Source organism: Paracholeplasma morum (assembly GCF_016907055.1).
Taxonomy (GTDB): domain Bacteria; phylum Bacillota_I; class Bacilli_A; order Acholeplasmatales; family UBA5453; genus Paracholeplasma; species Paracholeplasma morum.
On the sequence record NZ_JAFBBG010000017.1, the window covers coordinates 1 to 20,339 of the forward strand.

Below are 20,339 nucleotides of genomic sequence, written 5' to 3' on the forward strand. Positions count from 1 at the left end.
GGTCACCTTGGCTTTCAGTAGAGTGCAGAAACGTGTATGAATACACCTTTATTATAACATTATTTATTATGTTTTGTAAATATAAAATAAATCAATTCATCCCACCACCTATAGAGGTAGGGGACTTCTTGATTGGGGTGTTAAATGGGAAGGTTCAGATTTACATAGATCCATGCATGCTGGCCCTAAAGAATCAAGACCAATTACCCCTGGATTAATGGAAGTAACTAGAACGAGTTATCACGAACTTGTAACGGTCTATAAAACAAAAGCATAATAATACGATAGTATAAACACATTAAATAGTTTCATTTGATGTGTTTTTTTAATAAAAAGTTAGCGATTGCTCGCTAACCATTAGCCTAATGCTACGTCTAGAATCATCATGATAACAAATCCTAAGACAAACCCAAAGGTTGCAACATGTTCTTGATTTTCCATGCTTTTTTCAGATGCTTCTGGAATAAGTTCCTCTACTACTACATAAATCATTGCGCCCGCTGCAAAAGCTAATGCATAGGGTAAGAAACTACTAATTGCTGTAACCATTAACGCCCCAATAACGGCAGCTACTGGTTCTACTAATGCAGAAGACTGCCCGTACAAGAACGCTTTTAATCTCGAGTTGCCTTCTTGCCTTAATGGAATCGATACCGCCGCACCTTCAGGAAAGTTTTGGATTCCAATCCCAAGAGCAACAGCTATTGCAGACATTAATGCGATATTAGGATCTCCAGCCAAAGCGATTGCCCCAAAAGCAACCCCAACAGCAAGCCCTTCTGGAATGTTATGAAGCGTGATAGAAGAAACTAACAAAACGGATTTTGGGAGTTTGACCTTTAACCCTTCACGTAACTCTTTATCCCCAAAGTGCATATGTGGAATTAATTTATCAAACCCAAACAAGAACACAGTACCAGCTAAAAAACCAATAGATGCGACCAACCAAGCATTTGCTCCTTGTTCTTCTGCCATATTAATAGCAGGTATTAATAAACTCCAAACTGAGGCAGCAATCATGACTCCAGCAGCAAACCCCAACATTAAGTTATAAATGTTTCGATTGATTGTTTTAAATAGAAAAACTAAGGCTGCACCCAAAGCAGTTAACGCCCAGGTAAATGTCCCAGCCAATAATGCTAAAACCCATGGATCAAGACTCAGTAAAAAATCTTTCATAAAATGCCTTCTTTCTTAGATAAACATAGACAAGTAAATCGGGATCTTGAAAACCCCATCTGATTCGCTTAGGTTTTCAAACCCAAGTCTAAATCCTTTTTTTAACCCATAATTCTCAAATAACGTCTTCATCGTTTTAGATTTTGTGTTATCTGCACTTTTGACTTCCAGTGGTAGTATATCGCTACCATCTTTGATTAAGAAATCCACTTCTAAGGTAGTATTGGTTGAGAAGTAATAAAGCTTACTTCCATTTTTCATCAATATATCTGCGATAACTGCTTCGAGTAAAGCCCCTTCTTTTACCGTAACATCGCCTAGCATAAGAGATTGTTGAACATTTGCTCCATAAAGACCACTCAAGAGCCCAATGTCCTTAAAATAAACCTTAAATACATCGTGTTTGGCGTGACTTGCAAAAGGAAGTTTCAATTTGTCCACATTAAATGCAATATTGATGATATCCGTATAATATAACCACAGTATGATATTTTCATACTTACGAGCGGTTGATTTATATTCAATGGTTCCGTATTGAAACTTCTTGTTTTCTTTTTCTAATTGATACGGGATTGATTCAATTGCCTTCACCGCTTTAGTGAAGTCAGGTTTGGACAGGTATTTTTTCATATCTGATACATAGACTTGAATCAATTTGTTTTGTTGCTTAGATACCGTTTTGAAGTTGTGTGTTTCAAAGAATGTACTAACGACATCTGGCATACCACCGACTATCATGTACTCTTTAAATAAATCAATCATGGTTTCGTGTAATGAACTTACCACGGGCTTTTTATACTCAAATGATTCTTTTAGACTGTCAATCGTATTTTCGTTGACCCCATTTGCCCAAAGATACTCTTCAAAATCAAGGCTATTCATACTTAAAACAGTTTCATGGTTGTACGGTTGAACTGCAAATTTTTCTGGATTGATCGCGAAATATGAGGTTGCCATTATGCAATCGTACTTTTTCGAATCATACAATGCTTTCATCGCTAATCTCGCATTCGGACATAAATGGACTTCATCAAAAAAGAATAACGTATTATTGGCACTAAATTTCTCAGTTTGTAAGAACAGAGTAATCTTCTTCGTGATGGTTGCTAAATCAAGGTCTCCATCAAAAATGACATTCAATTTAGGGTTTTTCTCAAAGTCCAATTTAATAAAGTTTTTGTAGTGTTCTTTGGCAAACTTCTCAATAATTGTGCTTTTTCCAATCCCCTTTGGACCTCTTACGATTAATACTTCTTTTTCGGATTTTTCATACCATTTTAATAAATCATGTGTAATTTTCCTTCTATACATAGTATCACCGCTTCAATTATATATAATAAGTTATGATTTTACAATAACAATTGCATATTTTTATGACTAATATTTCAATTCTTTGCATATTAATCGATTAAAATAAAAAATAAAAAAAGACGCAAATACAAGGGACAATAAGGAGAGTAGTTTGCGTCATTTTCATTAACAATTTAGTTATTTGATTTTAATGCCTTTAATGCTTGTAATTCTGTTTTTAGTAATGGCAATACTTCTTTCGCATCTGCAATAATGGAGACATCGGAGATGTCAAAAATTAATGCGTTTGGATCTGTATTAACTGCGATAATAAGTTCTGACTTATCCATACCACTAATGTGTTGAATCGCACCACTAATGCCAGAAGCTAAATACACTTTAGGTCTAACAGTCGTACCTGTTTGACCTACTAAACGGTCTTTTTGTTCGATGTTAGCATCAATGACTGCTCTTGAAGCAGCAACTTCACCACCAACAAGGTTAGCGATATCTTTTAGTGTTGAGAACATTGTTGAAACCCCTCTACCACCAGCAATGATGACTTCAGCTTTGTTAAGTTCAACCTTGTGGTGTTCTAATGGTTCTTTATTAATGATTTCAATTTTGGATTTTCTATTGGCCTTGAAAGGCACTTTTACAACTTTACCAACTCTGTTTTTATTTTCTTCAATTGGAAAAATTGAAGGTCTAATGGTAGCCATTTGTGGAATTGCGTCTTCACAAATGATGGTTGCAAACAAGTTACCACCTAAAGCTGGTCTTGTCGCTAGTAATAAGAGTTTATCCATAGACTCTTCAAAGGCAAGAATGGTAGCATCTGCTGTTAAGCCTGTCTTCATTCTAGCTGAGATTCTTGGTGCTAAGTCTCTTCCTTCTAAGGTTGAACCGATTAGAAATACATCTGGTCTATCTGATGCCATCAAATCTGTAATCGCATGACTGTAATATTCTGTATCATAATCTTTTAGTAATGGATCAGTAATGACAACCACTTCATCCGCACCACAATGCATTAAACGTTCAACGTCTTTCACATTGACAGATTCCCCTAGATAAATGGCTTTTATAACTGTTTCTTTTGAAAGTAGTCTTCTTGCTTCACTTAAGAGTTCAAGACCCACTGCACATACTTTATTGTGTTTTTGTTCCACATATATCCAAACGTTATGCATTTTCTACCTCCATATAAGGGTACAAGAGTTTTGCAATACGCTTAGCTGCGTCTTCAGGTGTCATAACTTGTTTTTCTGATTTCGCTTCTACTTGCTTAACATAAGTTTTTTTAACTTTGGTTGGTGACCCTTTTAATCCAATTTCTTCGATTGCGACATTGATATCGCTAAATCCAACTTTAGTAACTGGTTTATCAGTGTTGTTCATGATATCAAATGCATTCATCAATCTTGGTTTATTCATATCTGCTAATGCCGTTGTAAGACAAGGAAGTTCTACTTTTAGTGTTAGAACATCATGATCTGTTTTCTTCTTAATAATGACATGAGTATTTGTTGTTTCCACTATTTCTTGAATATAAGTTACTTGTGGAATGTCCAAAAATTCAGCAACTTGTGGTCCTACTTGTGCTGTATCGCCATCAATGGCTTGATACCCTGCAATGATTAAATCGAAATCCAGTGACTTAATGAAACTAGATAAGATCTTTGAGGTTGCCCACGTATCTGAACCTGCAAAAGCTCTATCTGTTAATAAGTAACATTGATCCACACCTCTTGCATATAATTCTACAAGCATCGATTCTGCTTGAGGTGGCCCCATTGTGACTACAGAGACTTTTGCGCCAGTTTTTTCTTTGATTTTTAATGCTTCTTCAACACCGGCTAAGTCGTTAGGGTTGATGATACTCATCACCCCAGCACGAATAAGGGTATTGGTTTCTTTGTCGATTTTAATTTCGGTTGTGTCTGGTACTTGTTTAACTAAACATACGATATGCATTATCTCAACACCTTCCCAGCGATGACCATCTTTTGAACCTCGCTAGTCCCTTCATATATTTCTGTAATCTTTGCATCTCTAGAGAAACGTTCGATTTCAAAGTCTCTAATGTAACCGTATCCACCCATTAATTGAATGGCTTGATCAGCCACTTCAACGGCAGTTCTTGATGCAAATAGTTTTGCCATTGCTGCTTTATCAGAATAGGACTCATTGGCTTCTTTAGCTCTTACAGCTTCATATAGAAGACCTCTAGCAGCCTCAATTTGTGTTTTCATTTCTGCAATCTTAAATTGTGTATTTTGGAACGAAGAAATTGGTTTATCGAATTGCTTACGAGTTTTAACATAATCGACAGCTCTTTCGAATGCGCCTTCAGCGATTCCTAAAGCTTGGGCTGCAATACCGATACGTCCACCATCCAAGGTTGACATCGCGATTTTAAATCCTTCGCCAACTTTGCCTAATAAGTTCTCTTTTGGAACTCTCACTTTATCAAATATAAGTTCGCATGTTGAAGATCCTTTAATCCCCATCTTGCGTTCTTTAGGTCCGAAACTAAAGCCTGGCATATTTTTTTCTAAGATGAACGCGCTAATGCCTTTAAGACCAAGTTCTGGATTTGTCATTGCAAATACAACATAAATATCCGCATATATTGCGTTTGTGATGAATATTTTGGAGCCTGTTATTTCATAGTATGTGCCTTTATCGATGGCTTTCGTTTGTTGTTTAGAAGCATCTGTTCCTGCACTTGGTTCTGTTAAACCAAATGCGCCAAGAGATTCTCCTTTATTTAAGCGTGGTAAATATTTGTTTTTTTGGTCTTCATTACCAAAATAATAAATTGGTGAGGCACATAGTGATGTGTGTGCTGAAAGAATTACGCCTGTGGTTGCACAGTACTTTGATAAGATTCTTACTGCATCAATATAACTCTTATAAGATGCCCCTACACCACCATAGCCTTGATAAGGTAATCCTAATATCCCTAATGAAGCCATCATCTTAACGGTTTCTTCTGGGAATCTCTCAGATTCATCAATTTCCTTGGCTAATGGTTTAACCTCTTTAATTGCAAATTCTTCAAAAAGTTTTGTTAATAATTGTTCTTTCATCTTGGTGGCATGACCACGGCTTTTCCAACGACAACTGCTTCATTGTTTTGATTATAAGCAGTCGTTTTCAGAACAACGCGGTTTTTCTCCTCATTAATTTCTAAAGCTTCTACAATCGCTTTGATATGATCATTTAAATAAACTGGTTTAATAAACTTGGATTCTTGACTCAAGTATATTGTTCCAACTCCAGGTAATTCTGTTCCTAACACCGTTGAAAAAAGGGCGTTTATAAGTCCGCCATGAGCGATTCGACTTTGAAATATGCTTGCTTTAGCATATTGCTCGTCTAGATGTACAGGGTTATGATCTCCTGACACTTCCGCAAATAGCTTCACGTCTTCTTCGGTAATAGTTTTCTCATAAAAAGCGAAATCTCCTACCTTGATATCTTTAATTGTTTTCTTTTCCATAATGTCCTTTCTGTATACTATGAATAAATGTTCATCTTACCTATATAATAGTCCCCTTTTTCATGAATGTCAAGACCTTAAAAAGTTTTACCTTGTTTTTTATCATAAAATCGTTTACACTAGTTATGGGTGATGATATGGACCAACTAAATTATCGCTTACCCAAAAGAAAAGATGGCTTAAAAACGTTTAATAAAATCATATCAACCGGTAAGAAGCTATTTTCAAAACAAGGGTATCAAGCGACATCCATCAACGAAATAATCGAAAAATCAAAAATCGCTACTGGAACATTTTACATTTACTTTGATGATAAGCTAGCCTTGTATGTCTATCTACTACAACACTACCGTAATAAAATACGTGAAGCCATCAATGACTCAATCAAAGGTGCTCAGACAAGACGCGAAAAAGAAAGACTCGGAATTAGAGCTTTTCTTAAGTTTGCATGGCAAGATCCACTATCTTATCGCATCATTTGGGAGTCAATGTTTGTGGACGAATCCTTATTTAAAGAATATTATGAAAACTTTGCAAAAGCCTATACAGTGAATCTTGAAGATGGGATTAAATCCAATGAAGTGGATGAAAACATCGATACAGAAACTTTATCCTATATCTTAATGGGTATTTCCAACTTCGTAGGATTACAAGTGCTCTTTAGAGATACATTAACAGATATGGATTTAGATAAAATCGTAGATCAAGTCATGTATGTGCTTGATCATGGTATGTTCAAAAATGCATAATTGAAAACGACTAAAACTCGAAAAGGTTTTAGTCGTTTTTTTGATTATGTTGGAATCATTACAGTGAATGTTGTCCCGACACCTAGTTCACTTAAGACGGTGATTGACCCTTTGTAATACGACACAACATGTTTTACAATCGATAATCCTAATCCAGTACCGTTTTGAAGCTTACTTCTTGTTTTATTCACTTGATAGAATCTTTCAAAAATACGGTCTGTTTGATCTTTAGGAATACCGATTCCTGTATCTTTGACCACAAAATAAATGGCATCTTTCTTATACAGTTTAATATCAATCATGCCACCATCCACATTATACTTAATGGCGTTCTCAATAAGGTTTTTAAACAATGATCTAAAATCTGAGATGACGCCTTTTATTTGCATGTCCTCAGTTTCGAAAGCTATTTTGATAGATTTGCTTATGGCAGTACTTTGGAGTTGTTCCAAGACCAACTCCAAAAGGGATTTTAAGTTAATCACTTCTAATTCGAGTTTCGGCCTTGTCTCAAGACGAGAGAGTTCCAACATATCTTGAATCAAACTATTCATCGTCTCTACTTGGTAGATGATATCTTTAGATAGTATTTTCTCATCTGTTTTGCTAACCATATCATAATGAATAAGTTCAGCTGATCCTTTGATTGCGGTTAAAGGCGTTTTGAGTTCATGAGATACATTTGCGAAAAAGTCTCTTTTATTGTTTTCTAAAAGAATTCGTTCGGTTTCATCAACTAGGATGACTAATACCCCATAAGGGTTTTTATCTTTGATCAATATGCGATGATTAACGCTTGTGATTTTAATTGTTAAGTGCCTTTGATCAATTAGTAGTTTTTGATCAACATTGGTGTCAACTTGAGTGGCTTTAGCAATGGTTTGATATAACTCTTTATGTCTAATTTCAATGATTTCGCTATTTACTTTTAACTTGAGTAGGTTTCTACTTTTTTCATTAGACAAAATGATAGATTGATCACTTCCAATGACTAATATACCTTGTTGCATATGACTCAGTAATAGTTTGAGTTCTTCATCACGTAATTCTAGAGTTTTGATTTGATTGACAATTTGTTCGTTAATCTGATTAATTTCTCGATATAAACCGTTGATTTCTTCATAATCTGAATTTGGAAGTATCCACTGATAATCACCGTCTTTTACGGTTTTAATTGAAGTAGACACGTCTTTAATTGGCTTTAAAAACAAGTTTGATGTTTTTTTAAGCATAAAGAAAGCAATCCCAACAATCGTAATTGAGATGATTACTAATAACAAAACCGTCTGTTCTGAAAATTTTATGTATTCATCCATGACCACTGCGACTCTGACATATTTTCCATTTTCAGCGGTTTGGGCGATATACATTAGGTTTAGTTTTAAAGATTCTGAGTATCTTGAATAAGGTTTGCCTAATGTCATTAATTCTGGGTATGAGAGCTGGTTCCCCGATGTTGATATCATCATTGAATCAGCAATGGTATTTCCCGCTTCATCGATGATGCTTATACGTCTTTTTGAGGATTCAAAATTTTTAACGAAATCAGCATCGGAAAGCTCAGACAAGTTATACGATATGACTGTGTCATCTAACATGACTTCAAGCATGGAAGCCGTTTGCCTTTTACTGACATAGTTAGTCAGACTAAAGGTGATACCTAAAAAAGCAATTATGACCAATAATATCAATACTAAATTATAGGCTATAAATGTTCTTTTCATAAATTAATCATCCTATATCCGACTGATCTGACGGTTACGATTTTAATGTCAGCTCCGCCTTCTTGTAGTTTTGTTCTTAAAGACTTTATATGCATGTCTATGGTTCTAGATTCTAAGATCAAATCTGACTCCCAAACTGCTTTAAATATTTGTTCTCTACTATGAACGGTAAGTGGTGATTCCATAAACAACTTTAAGAGTTCATATTCTTTATAGGTGAGCACGATTAGTACATTGTCGATAAAGACTTCACGTGTGGATAATTGCAAACTAACGTTACCAAAAAATAGTGAGTTTGTTTTGATTTGATTTCTTAATTTTGACTGAATGCGTGCAATTAACTCTAGCACTCCAAATGGTTTAGTTAAGTAGTCATCGGCTCCTAAATCGAGTCCTTCAACTTTGTGAAGTTCACTGGATAATGCGGAAACAATAATCACTGGAATGTGGGCTGTGTTAGGATTATTTTTAAGTTTGACTAAATGATCTAACCCAGACTCATTTGGCAGCATTAAGTCTAATAATACCAAGTCTGGCACTTGTTTTTCTATTGCATGAAAAAAGTCTTTCCCATTTGTAAAACCTTGGGTTTCATACTTCGCATTCGTAAGTGTTTTTTCAATGATGTATGCAATGGATTGATCGTCTTCCAAATAATAGATTATAGCCATAGTGCCTCCTAGTATAGTTGCGTGTTTTTATGTGAACCAGATTGCAAGAATATGACCCATTCGGCAATATTCACCGCATGGTCAGCGACTCTTTCTAAATACTTTCCTATCAGTAAAACTGAAATAACATAGCTGGAATCTTCCACTGAATCTTTCAACCATTCGGTTACTTTTTTAATCAGTGTATTATATAGAAAATCTACTTCATCATCCTTTTGAATCGTAATTTTTGCAAGTTCTTGATCTTCAGTCACCAGAGAGTTGGTCGCTTGTCTTACCATTTCAATGGCCTTTTCTGCCATATCTAATACTATTTTAACATCTCGGTTTTGATTAATCTCTTCCATATGCAAAAATATTTCACTTATATCTGTCGCATGATCCCCAATTCGCTCTATATCTGTGATTACTTTTAGGATTGTAGTCACCAAACGTAAGTCTTGTGCAATGGGTTGTTCTTTCCATATAATTCTTAATGCATCCTTGGCTATTTTTTCTTCATAGGCATCGATTTGATTGTCTTTCTCTATCGTTTTTTTAGCAAGCGTTATGTCTTTCATCCTAAAAGCATTCAAGCTTGATTCAACGTTACTCAATGCTTCATCAGCCATTTCAACAACAGATTTTTTCAACTGTAATAATGATGTTTGATATGTCGTTCTCATGATGTCCTCATTTCTGTCATAAATTATCCAAATCTACCTGTAATGTAATCCAGTGTTCGCTTATCGCTTGGATGAGAAAACAGAGTGTCTGTGTCGCCAAACTCAACCAGTTCTCCCAGTAGAAAGAACCCAGTATAATCGCTAATACGAGCCGCTTGTTGCATATTATGGGTAACAATAACAATGGTATAATTCTTTTTTAGTTCTAAGATTAAGTCCTCTATTTTTGAGGTTGCAATCGGATCAAGTGCGCTGGTAGGTTCATCCATTAATATCACTTTTGGTTTCATGGCAAGTGCTCTTGCAATACAAAGGCGTTGTTGTTGTCCCCCAGATAGTTTTAAAGCTGAATCCTTCAAACGGTCTTTGACTTCATCCCATAAAGCCGCTTGAATCAGTGCATTTTTGACTAAAGAATCGAGTTCTTTTTTCTGTTTTATCCCTTGACATCTTGGGCCATAAGCAATGTTGTCATAAATCGACATTGGAAAAGGATTTGGTTTTTGAAACACCATTCCTACCTCTGTTCTGAGCCCGATTACGTCTGTCTTTTTATCAAAGATATTTGAACCATTATAAAAGACATTACCTGTAATTCGCACATTATCAATTAAGTCATTCATCCGATTTAAAGTCTTCAAGAAAGTGGACTTGCCACACCCTGATGGTCCAATTAATGCTGTAACTTGATAGTCCTTAATGGACATATCAATTTGTCTTATGGCACTATTTTCACCATAAGCAACTGCTAAATCTCTCACTTCGAATATGTTCATGTTTATACCCCTAACTTCCTAGTAAACCTTTTTGATATATATTTAATCAGTAAATTTAAGACTAATACCATTATTAGAATAATTAATGCAATGGTTGTTGATAACTCGATGTTAGCCGGCTCATCAGACATCAACGCATAGATATGCACGGCAAGTGAGGTAGACTTATCCAATATGCTAACGTTATCTTTGATGGTAGTCCCTACGGCAAATATTAGCGCTGCACTCTCTCCAATAATTCTTCCAATCGCCAGCAATACCGAGGTTAAAATCCCGCTAATTGCATTAGGTAGAACAACTTTAAAGATGGTTTGTGTCTTATTGGCCCCAAGCGATAGCGAAGCACTTCTCAGTTCATCAGGAACCACTTTTAATGATTCTTCTGTCGTTCTAATGATGACTGGTAATAAAATTACCGATAGTGTCAATGAACCTGATAAGAGGCTGGGTCCGGTTGCTCTTGTGATGGCCATCGTCATTGGGACAAAAAGTGCTAGCCCCAATAATCCATAAATGATGGATGGAACCCCAGTAAGTGTTTCAATAAATGTTCTAATCAGCTTTGTAATTCGGTTGTTTTTTGCAAATTCGCTTAGATAAATTGCCGTACCAATTCCAATCGGTAAAGCGACTAATAACGTTAGACCAATTAAATACAATGTAGATAGTAAGGATCCTTTAATTCCTCCACCTGGCGTTTGTAGTTCAATCTCTCTAAAAGAAGTGTTAGAATCTAGAATGTTTTTGATTCTTTCTGCTCCAAATGATGAGAGGGCAGATGGGCTATCGTCGAAGGCCACTCTGATTAACACATCGCCTTTTTTTATTTGAAGTGTTTCATTGGAAACACCTTTATGATTTAAATTATTGAGTTGTGAATTTGGATGAACATAACTGACAATAACGACATTTTTCCCTGTCACATCTTCCTGGTCTTCAAGGCCTAATCCCCACTGTACTGAATAAAATATACCTTCTTTCAAATTAACAGTTAAGGGATAACTCTTCGTATTATTTTGTTTTAAATCACCAATGTAAGTTTTGCTTTCATATGGTCTTGAAAGCAATTTAAAATCCATTAATTTTATGCCATTCCCTAATACAAACAACACGATGGTAAGCAATACCGATAAGGTCAATAGTGCGCTTGCATAAGTGACAAAGGTTCTAATAAAATCTTTCTTCTTATTTGACATCGATTGAACCTACCATTTTCTTCAGTTTGTTTAATGAGAAATTCGTGATTAAAATAATGCCCATCAATACTAATCCTACCGAAAACCTAATGTCGTAGTCGATACCAGTTGTTTCTTTCATCCCCTCGAGCATGATCGTAGTCAAAGTGGATGCGGTGTCAAATATGTTAAGCGAAAACCCGCCTTTTCTATTTCCGATTACTAAAGAAATTGCGGTTGCTTCTCCTAGTGCTCTACCTATCCCGAGTATTGCTGATGTAATGATGCCACTTTTTGCAGCAGATAAAACCACTTTGAAATTCGTTTGCTGAGAAGATGCGCCTAAGGCTAAGGATCCCTCAACCAATTTCTCGTCAACACTTCTAATGGATACTTCTGATATTAACGTAATCGTAGGGATAATCATGATTGAAAGGACAAGAACAGAAGCTAATAATGAGTTACCGCCTTTTGATTGATAACCCATCATAAACGATAAGTTATATATGAGTTTTAAAATGACGCCCGCACCAAATAATCCATAAATAATCGAGGGAATAGATGCAAGTAACTCAATGATGGTTCTAAAAACTTCCTTGAGTCTTTTTGGGGCAACCCTAGCTATAAATAAAGCAGTTAATACCCCAATAGGAAGTGCAATTAACAATGATAAAAACGCAATAAGAAGGTTATATAAAATGATAAAACCAACCCCATAAAGGTTAGACTTAAACATTTCACCAGATAGCCATGTGAAACCCGTTATGAACTTAAGAAAAGATACTCTGCCGATACCACCATTAATTGTGATAAAGGGCGTTATACCCTTTTTGAGGATAACGCCTAATATAACTACAATAAATGATGCAGATATTATGGTTAAGACTAGTAACACTTTTTCAAAAATTGAATCCGTTAGTCTTTTGATTTGATTCTTTGACCGATACATATTAATCCCCCAGAAATAATGCTTTATTCACTAAAACCATTCCATGTTGTAACTGTGCCATCATAGATTTGTTTGATTTGTTGTTTCGTAAAGTTTTGGATCGGGTTAGCTTTATTGACGACTACAACGATTGCATCCCATGCAAGTTGTCCCAATAGATTCTCTTCTACACCGACTTTTTCTGAGTCTTTAAAATATCTTGAGGCAAACCCGACATGTTTGCTTACAGGGTCTGTTAATGGTTGGGTTTGGGTACGTTTATAAGCATCCCCTGATCCTGTATGATCATGTTCAGCGACGAAGTTACCTGCTTTAGCTTTAAATGTACTTGTTAGGGCTTCTGCTACTTTTTGAATAGAGTCTGAACCCCCAAAACGAATGGTAATGGCGCTATTATTAGCTGCTGTGATTGGATGTTCTGCTTTGATATCATCCCAAGTAACAGAAGTAGGTATAGCGATTGCGCCATTGTTGTTGATGATGTCAGCTGCATCAACGGTCCCTAAAAATGCGATAAATGCTTTGACAAGTGCTTCTATTTCAGGTGTTTCATAATCGGAATCATCACGAATCATCCACATAAATGGTCTTTTTAAACCATAGGTGTCATTAACGACGTTTTCAACTGTTGGTTTAACCCCTTCAAATGGTACGCCTTTGACTGTGTTATCTACTGAAGACAGTGAGACATATCCAATGGCATATAAATCCGTTCCAACTGAAGTCATAATACCGGTGTTGTCTTTTGTCACAAACCCGCTTGCCAAAATAGAGTCATTGGTTGCTGCATCTGCAAAACCAATTCCTTCCATAAATCCTGCTCTAGTACCAGATGTGGTGTCTCTTGTATAAATTGTGATGTTTTTGGATCCATCAAATTCTTTCGGTTTCGAACAGGCAGATACGATAAATACCATTATAGCCACTGTAAAAATCATTACTTTTCTCATTCATTCACGCTCCTATGGCTTCATTGTATAAAAAAAAAGAATGTGAAACTATCACACTCTCGTAATGGAATTGTAAGTTTTTTGTAAAGACTATTTGCTCTTTAACCATGCCACAATATCTTTATATAAGATGAGTTTATCGACATCTAGTAATATATCATGTTTACTGTTAGGGTAAATAATGATTTCTTTATTTGCCGCTTTTAAACTCTCATAATAGTGAAAGGCATTCTTGGTTTCCACGATCACATCTTGACCCCCATGAAGGAGTAAAATATCTGTTTTCAGCATACCTGCGTGTTTATGAATTAACTGATTAGCTTTAATCAATGTTTGATAAAGCCATCTGAACTCAATTTGTTTAAGTAACAATGGATCATTGACATCTGAGTCATGTTTGACATGTCTTGATCTAGGGTCTGTCCAGTTAAATTTAAGCACCTTGTTTGGGAATAAAAACCCAAACAAACGAACCTTCGATAGGTAATCGTATTGATACCCTAGTGAGACAATCCCATCCACATCATGATACTTACACATGTAAGCATTAGATATTAAAGCGCCTAGTGACTGTCCAATTAAAAATACTTTTTGGTTAGGCTTCTTGTATTTGGATACAAGTTCGTGTAAATCCTCTAAAAAGATGTCATAACGTTTATAAGGTTTTAAACCATCTGATTGTCCATGACCCCTTAAGTCATATAATAAGACACAAAAGCCTTCTTCAACTAAATAATCCTTAAATGATTGGTATAGCCCACTATGTTCGCCTATGCCATGTGTGAATATCAATAACGGATTAGATGAAGTGCCGTGAAGTTCATGGTAAATCATTAGTCTTCAAGCAAATCAATGACTTTTGAAGCAAGTTGATCGTAAATTAATCCTGCTGGTTCATTGGATTTGTAAATGTAGTTTTCAACCGGTTGACCGATTGGTAATTGTGCTAATAAATCAACACCTAGTTGATCAGCAACTTGTAAGCCACCATCTTTACCAAAAATGTATTCACGCTTGTTGTTACATGGGTTCAAGAAATAACTCATATTTTCAACAACCCCAATGACTTGGTGTCCAATTTGTTGCGCACCAAGCCCAGCCTTAACTGCAACATGGGCAGCATTAACATGGGGTGTAGTGACAATCAACATCTTGGTTTGTTTAGCGAACTTGTTAATGTCTAATGCGACATCTCCAGTTCCTGGTGGCAAGTCAATTAATACATACTCGGTACCATCTGCCCAAGCAACCCCACCAAAATAGTGTGATAGCATTTTACCAAGCATTGGGCCACGCCACATAACTGGTTTGTTAGCTGGTAAGAAAAACTCAGTAGAAATGACTTCCATCCCTTCGCCTTGTAAAGGAATCATCATGTCATCATCTGTACCTGATAAAGGTTTGATATCTACTTTTAATATTTGAGGAATACTTGCCCCATATATATCGGCATCCATGATGCCTACTTTCTTGCCTAAACGGTTTAAGGCTGCAGCTAGGTTAGCTGTTACGGTTGATTTACCAACACCGCCTTTACCCGATGCAATTCCTAAATATATGATTTTCTTTTCACCTTCATTAATCACTTCATTTTGATGGAAAGTAACCTTTATACCAGGAAACCCCAATTCAACTTTGACAAGTTTAATTAAGTTAATTTTAAATTTAGTTTCTTCTGGCGTTCCTGGTTTTGAGTAATAGATTTCAACATCTACTACACCTGTAGGGCCGACAGTAAGTTTTTTAATACCGTTAACTTCCTTTAAGGTTTTACCATAACCGGTATCTTCTAATTCTTCTATTCTTGATTTTAATTCTTCATAAGTAGCCATTTTTAACACCTCGATATTTATTATAACATTAATGAACTGAAAATCGGTTTGAAATGCTATAAAACCTTCATTGAGTGGTTCTTATAGAGTCATCTCAATCAGATAGCGTAAAAAGAACCCCGAAGGGGCTCTTTATTAAGCTTCTTTACTACGTTTAAACATCTTACTAATACGTTTGAAGAATCCTGATTCATCATAGCTTAAGATAGATGCTTTGTATATTGGGGTTAAGAAGTAATAAATCGCAACTGTAGAACCCAATAATAAGACAAACACAATAATGGTGTCTACCACACTAAATACGCCACTCATAAACAAGGTTGGGGCAACAATAGGTGCGAATAGCGGAATGTATCCAATAACCTTCAGAACAATCGAATCACCCATATATACTGAGAATATAGATGCATAGAATCCAATCATCATCATGAACATGAATGGCGATTGAAATGATTGGAAATCTTCCATAGATGTTGACATCGATGCAAGAGTTGCCATAAAAATCATATAGAATAACCCACCAATAATGGTAAATAACAATGTCCAAGTTAATGCCATTGGTAAGGCTTTAAGCACATCTTTAATGATGGTTGCATCAGTTTCGGTGAATTGACCGATGATTTCAGTCACACTCATACCTGTGCCAGAGGCTCCAAGAATCTTTGTCGAGATAAATCCGGCGATGAGGCCGTATAAAACGATAAGCAGAGACTGTGTAACTAAGAATGCAAATGACGATAAAATCTTAGTCATAAAGTGTGTTTGTGGTGGCACTGTTGACATCACATACTCAATGGCTTTAGTCGATTTTTCTTCAATAATGTCGATACCAACAAATTGAACTGACATAATCAACATAATGAAAATTGGAATAGCAATGAACATGCTGATAACACTTAAGATTAAATCTCTTGTTGCTGTATCCTTTTCTTCTGAGATGATTTGATAGTTCAGTGGGGCTAAGAAATCGTCTACTAAGGCTTTTTCTGCATCTGTCTTATCAATGCTCCAAACGTTAATACGATATTGGCTTAAGATTTGAACGATGATGTTTTCTTGAAGCACTTCTAGTTCATCTTTATAGATATCAGCCTTTAAAAGGTCATTAGACATCGTTAAATGTACAACTGCATTTGCACCATTGAATTCAATGGCTTCTTTATCAAACGTTTCAACTTCAATAAATTCAATGGTGGTATTTGGTAACATACTCACGAAAGTGTCACCATATTGATTTAAGATACTAATGGTATCTATTGACTTATTGGTTTCATCGTAAACAGATACTTTTAACGTTGTCCCTTCGTTGTTGTCAAAAAAAGCGATGATGTTTGGAAGGTTAAGTATGCCTAATAAGGCGATGAAAATAACAATATTAGAGATCAAAAACGCTTTGGTCCCTAGACGTTTCTTGATGCCATATTTTAATAAATATTTAAACTTGTTCAAAGGTTTCACCTACTTTTTCGATAAAGATTTCTGAAAGGCTGGCTTGCTCAATGTCAAATTTTCTAACATTATCACAAGTCTTTATATAATCAAAGACATCTTTTGCGCAGCTTTCATCTTCAATTTTAACAATGATTTCATTGGGTTGTGTAATAACGTCGATGACGCCTTTAATGCCTTTAATCGTTTCTGGTTCACAATCTGCAATAATCTTAATGTTGTGTTTTTTAAAATCCTTCTTGATATCTGAGATCTTACCACTTAGAACAGGATTACCTTTTTCTAACACAATTAGTTGTTCACAGAAACTTTCAACATGGTCGATTTGGTGAGTAGAAAAAATAATCATCGTCCCTTTGGCTTGAAAATCTCTAATAACTTCAACGAACTTGAAGGTGTTAATTGGGTCTAGTCCAGAGAATGGTTCGTCTAAAACTAACAATTTTGGATTATTAATAATGGAAGTGATGAACTGGATCTTTTGTTGATTCCCTTTGGATAGTTCCTTAATCTTCTTGTCTTTATAAGATTCGATATTGAATCGTTTTAACCAATAGTCTAGTCGTTCAAGGATGGTTTCCTTATCTAGACCTTTTAAAGCCCCATAATGTAATACCAAGTCTTTAACTTTTAACTTAACAAGTAAAGACCTTTCTTCGATCATATAGCCTATATGATCCGCATCTTCGTAACTGATTTTTTTACCATTTAAAAGGATTTCTCCATTAGTAGGTTCTAATAACCCTAATATCATTTTAAATGTCGTTGTTTTCCCAGCGCCATTGGTTCCCAATAATCCAAATATTTCGCCAGGTTTGATTGTAAAACTTAAGTCTTGAACTGCCGTTAAAGTTCCATAATTCTTCTTAACGTGTTTGACTTCTAGCATAGTATCACTCCTTCAATCACCATTTTATCACACATTTATAAATTTCAAAGAATTATTTTGAATTAAAAAAAATAAAAAGGCTTTCACGCCTTTTTACTGTTATTTTTTGACTATTTTAAGTTAAATCTAATCGCTTGTTTGTTAATATACATTAAATCATCGGCCTTTTTCTGCACATCAAAGATGGATTCTTCTTCCGTTTCTTTAATTGAACAGCCCATCGCTACTCTTACAGGTCTTTGATTGAGTTCAAGACTCATAAATTTAGCGCTTAATGAATTTTTTAGATTTCTCAGTTTACTCTTTGAACAGTTAGGTGAAATGATGATGAATTCATCGCCACCGATTCTACCAACTAAGTCATCTTCATTAACCGATTCAGAAATGCTTTTTGACACCAATTGAAGGAGTTTGTCCCCTTGATGATGACCAAACTCGTCATTCATTTCTTTTAGGTCATTCACATCAAGCATAACAATGCCTAAAGGATAGAACATTTTTTGATCAAAGTTCTTGAGCGCATTCTCCATAAATCTTCGGTTATATAATCCAGTTAAGTAATCATGATAACTTAGATACTCGATGTCTTTAGCTTGCTTAAGTTGGTCTGAAATGTCTTTAAAAACATAAACATTTCCGTCTAGGTTTCCATCAATATCATAGATCGGTGAGATGTTCTCTTCTATTGGTATGTATTTTCCGTTTTTCTTGACTAAATAGATTTCCTTAGTAAACATTCGTTTTAATCTAAATGGGTCATTTAAATCACTTTCATAGTTTTCTACATGATAGATGCTATCTAAAGGTTTTCCAATCGCTTCTTTTTCTAAGTATCCTGTCAGCTTTTGAGCTGAAGGGTTGATGATTTGAATGATGCCTTCACTGTTGGTAGAAATAACACCATCGCTAACACTTAATAAGGTCTTTTTAAACAAACCTCTTTCTACGGATAGTTGATCTTCTAATAGCACTTCATCCGTGATATCAGTGGCAGTCCCTGCAAACCCAATAAACTCATTTTGATAGTTACGAATTGAGATGGCATTGGTCTTAAAGTGACGGGTAGAGCCATCTGCATGTTTGACACTGAAAAATTTAAGTTCTTTACGGCTAGTAGAATTCTTCACTGATTCAAAGAACCGTTTGAGTTCGCTTGCATCTTTCTCAATGATGACTTTCATAATTGGTTGGTTAAGAATGTAGTCGAGTTCATAACCCAACAAATTCTTAAACGCTAATGAGATGAAAATACATTTTCCGTTGCCGTCTAACATATAAATAACATCATAACTACTCTCAACAAGTTGCTTATATTTAAACTCGTTTTCACGCAGTTTGAGTTCTAGTTTCTTCTGTTTATCAATGTTAATTTGGGTCCCAACCATGATTAATGGACGTTTATCCTGTGAGTAGGTCACAACCTTACCACGGTAATCTACCCAAACATAAGACCCGTTTTTGTGAAGCATTCTTAATTCAATTCGATATGGCAAATCCTCAGATAAAGTGTTTTCTAATGCTTCAAACACCTTTTGTTTATCTTCAGGATGAATGAGATTAAACCAAGTATCAAATGATGTAGGTTGAATTTCTTCAAGTTTGTAACCTAGATTATTTGCCCATATCTCACTAAAAATGGTTTCTCCTGTTTCAATATGCCAAATCCAAGTGCCTGCATCGGTTGCACTTAGGTATTCTTTATAGTTATCTTTATCCACTTCAAGTTGATTGATTCTATTCTGAAATCTATCATAGTTGTTTGTAGATCCAATGATATAAACCGGATTTAACCCATCATAAACGATTAAGGCATCCGTACGGAACCAATCATACTCGCCACTCTTGTTTATGAGTCTATGAATTAGATGGTATTCACGTTCATGCAAATTAATTGCGCTTTTTCTAATCGAATCAATCACTGGTTTGTCATCAGGGTGCCAAATTTTTCGCCAGGTTTCATAATTATAAAATGAATCATGATCGGTATAGCCTAAACTGTTTAGCAAATGGGTGGATGGAATGAAAAAATTATCGCTTAAACGCCAAAAATAGATACCGGATTTGATATCTTCGATTAAGTCTTTATGCTTTTCAATTGACGTTAAAATAGCTCTAAAGTCTTTCATTTGGTTTCCTCTAAACTTATTTAGTTCATTATATCACTATTAATCATTCAAATTCATTTCAAATCATAACTTTAGATAGTTTGATTTCTAAGATGAAGAACAAAGAGGTGAATAAATCACCCTTTACAGAATGACTTATGATACATACCTCTTAACGATTTAAGTCGTCTTATTTAAAGCGACTACACACCAAATAGGTATGTACGCTTAGGAGTGTTCACTCCTTTATTCCCTATCCATAAGGCATCGGGATTACCTTTTCGAATCATATTTAATGCGGCATTTTGATCTGCGTTAATCAAGATGCCTTTTAGACTTCTATATAAACCTCTTTTGATTCTCTCTCCAGAGAAATCTCCTTTAACGAAATCATCTTGATCTAGATAAGATGCTTTTGATGTATAGGC

At 35.4% G+C, this 20,339-nt stretch carries 20 protein-coding genes; 1 reads left to right on the top strand and 19 read right to left on the bottom strand.

Features of this window, described 5'->3' with window-relative positions; all coding sequences use genetic code 11:
- Positions 1 to 357: 357 nt before the first annotated feature.
- From JN09_RS06845 to JN09_RS06870, 6 genes are all read right to left on the bottom strand, one after another.
- Complete coding sequence (locus tag JN09_RS06845; protein WP_204434179.1) at positions 358 to 1,179, bottom strand: ZIP family metal transporter; 822 nt, start codon at positions 1,177 to 1,179, stop codon at positions 358 to 360.
- Positions 1,180 to 1,194: 15 nt separating this feature from the next.
- Positions 1,195 to 2,490: an ATP-binding protein gene (locus tag JN09_RS06850; protein WP_204434181.1), complete on the bottom strand. Its 1,296-nt coding sequence runs from the start codon at positions 2,488 to 2,490 to the stop codon at positions 1,195 to 1,197.
- Positions 2,491 to 2,663: 173 nt separating this feature from the next.
- Positions 2,664 to 3,662: an electron transfer flavoprotein subunit alpha/FixB family protein gene (locus tag JN09_RS06855; RefSeq protein WP_204434183.1), complete on the bottom strand. Its 999-nt coding sequence runs from the start codon at positions 3,660 to 3,662 to the stop codon at positions 2,664 to 2,666.
- On the bottom strand, positions 3,655 to 4,446 hold the full coding sequence (locus JN09_RS06860) for an electron transfer flavoprotein subunit beta/FixA family protein (RefSeq protein WP_204434185.1): 792 nt from the start codon (positions 4,444 to 4,446) through the stop codon (positions 3,655 to 3,657). Before JN09_RS06860 ends, JN09_RS06855 begins: the two co-directional genes overlap by 8 nt.
- On the bottom strand, positions 4,446 to 5,564 hold the full coding sequence (locus JN09_RS06865) for an acyl-CoA dehydrogenase family protein (RefSeq protein ID WP_204434193.1): 1,119 nt from the start codon (positions 5,562 to 5,564) through the stop codon (positions 4,446 to 4,448). Before JN09_RS06865 ends, JN09_RS06860 begins: the two co-directional genes overlap by 1 nt.
- The gene (locus JN09_RS06870; RefSeq protein WP_204434194.1) at positions 5,561 to 5,977 is read right to left on the bottom strand and encodes a MaoC family dehydratase; all 417 of its coding nucleotides are present in this window, start codon (positions 5,975 to 5,977) and stop codon (positions 5,561 to 5,563) included. Before JN09_RS06870 ends, JN09_RS06865 begins: the two co-directional genes overlap by 4 nt.
- Positions 5,978 to 6,114: 137 nt before the next feature.
- Between JN09_RS06870 and JN09_RS06875 the strand changes: the two genes are divergently transcribed.
- Positions 6,115 to 6,726 carry a TetR/AcrR family transcriptional regulator gene (locus tag JN09_RS06875; protein ID WP_204434195.1) on the top strand — a complete coding sequence of 204 codons (612 nt, stop codon included), beginning with the start codon at positions 6,115 to 6,117 and terminating at the stop codon, positions 6,724 to 6,726.
- A 44-nt stretch (positions 6,727 to 6,770) separates the two neighbouring features.
- On the opposite strand, the gene JN09_RS06880 is transcribed toward JN09_RS06875, so the two are convergent.
- The 13 genes from JN09_RS06880 to JN09_RS06940 all read right to left on the bottom strand — a co-directional run.
- Positions 6,771 to 8,450, bottom strand: a complete 1,680-nt coding sequence (locus JN09_RS06880; protein WP_204434196.1) for a sensor histidine kinase — start codon at positions 8,448 to 8,450, stop codon at positions 6,771 to 6,773.
- Entirely contained in the window at positions 8,447 to 9,121 is a 675-nt protein-coding gene (locus tag JN09_RS06885) for a response regulator transcription factor (RefSeq protein WP_204434197.1), read from the bottom strand. Before JN09_RS06885 ends, JN09_RS06880 begins: the two co-directional genes overlap by 4 nt.
- An 8-nt stretch (positions 9,122 to 9,129) precedes the next feature.
- Positions 9,130 to 9,786 (bottom strand): phosphate signaling complex protein PhoU, encoded by a 657-nt coding sequence (gene phoU, locus JN09_RS06890; RefSeq protein WP_204434198.1) that lies wholly within the window; start codon positions 9,784 to 9,786, stop codon positions 9,130 to 9,132.
- Positions 9,787 to 9,809: 23 nt separating this feature from the next.
- A complete protein-coding gene (pstB, locus tag JN09_RS06895) occupies positions 9,810 to 10,562 on the bottom strand; it encodes a phosphate ABC transporter ATP-binding protein PstB (RefSeq protein WP_204434200.1) in 753 nt (250 codons plus the stop codon).
- Positions 10,563 to 10,564: 2 nt separating this feature from the next.
- On the bottom strand, positions 10,565 to 11,758 hold the full coding sequence (gene pstA / locus JN09_RS06900; protein ID WP_204434203.1) for a phosphate ABC transporter permease PstA: 1,194 nt from the start codon (positions 11,756 to 11,758) through the stop codon (positions 10,565 to 10,567).
- Positions 11,748 to 12,686 (bottom strand): phosphate ABC transporter permease subunit PstC, encoded by a 939-nt coding sequence (gene pstC / locus JN09_RS06905; RefSeq protein ID WP_204434205.1) that lies wholly within the window; start codon positions 12,684 to 12,686, stop codon positions 11,748 to 11,750. Before pstC ends, pstA begins: the two co-directional genes overlap by 11 nt.
- Positions 12,687 to 12,709: 23 nt before the next feature.
- Positions 12,710 to 13,636: a substrate-binding domain-containing protein gene (locus tag JN09_RS06910; RefSeq protein WP_204434215.1), complete on the bottom strand. Its 927-nt coding sequence runs from the start codon at positions 13,634 to 13,636 to the stop codon at positions 12,710 to 12,712.
- Positions 13,637 to 13,726: 90 nt separating this feature from the next.
- A complete protein-coding gene (locus JN09_RS06915) occupies positions 13,727 to 14,470 on the bottom strand; it encodes an alpha/beta fold hydrolase (protein ID WP_204434226.1) in 744 nt (247 codons plus the stop codon).
- The gene (locus tag JN09_RS06920) at positions 14,470 to 15,468 is read right to left on the bottom strand and encodes a P-loop NTPase (protein WP_204434234.1); all 999 of its coding nucleotides are present in this window, start codon (positions 15,466 to 15,468) and stop codon (positions 14,470 to 14,472) included. The genes JN09_RS06915 and JN09_RS06920 overlap by 1 nt, the downstream gene beginning before the upstream one ends.
- A gap of 135 nt (positions 15,469 to 15,603) precedes the next feature.
- Complete coding sequence (locus JN09_RS06925; protein ID WP_204434237.1) at positions 15,604 to 16,917, bottom strand: ABC transporter permease; 1,314 nt, start codon at positions 16,915 to 16,917, stop codon at positions 15,604 to 15,606.
- A complete protein-coding gene (locus JN09_RS06930) occupies positions 16,904 to 17,806 on the bottom strand; it encodes an ABC transporter ATP-binding protein (RefSeq protein ID WP_204434247.1) in 903 nt (300 codons plus the stop codon). Before JN09_RS06930 ends, JN09_RS06925 begins: the two co-directional genes overlap by 14 nt.
- 110 nt (positions 17,807 to 17,916) lie before the next feature.
- Entirely contained in the window at positions 17,917 to 19,932 is a 2,016-nt protein-coding gene (locus JN09_RS06935) for a PAS domain-containing protein (RefSeq protein ID WP_204434255.1), read from the bottom strand.
- A 182-nt stretch (positions 19,933 to 20,114) separates the two neighbouring features.
- Positions 20,115 to 20,339: hypothetical protein (locus JN09_RS06940; RefSeq protein WP_204434257.1), on the bottom strand; the 225-nt coding region annotated here is incomplete at its 5' end.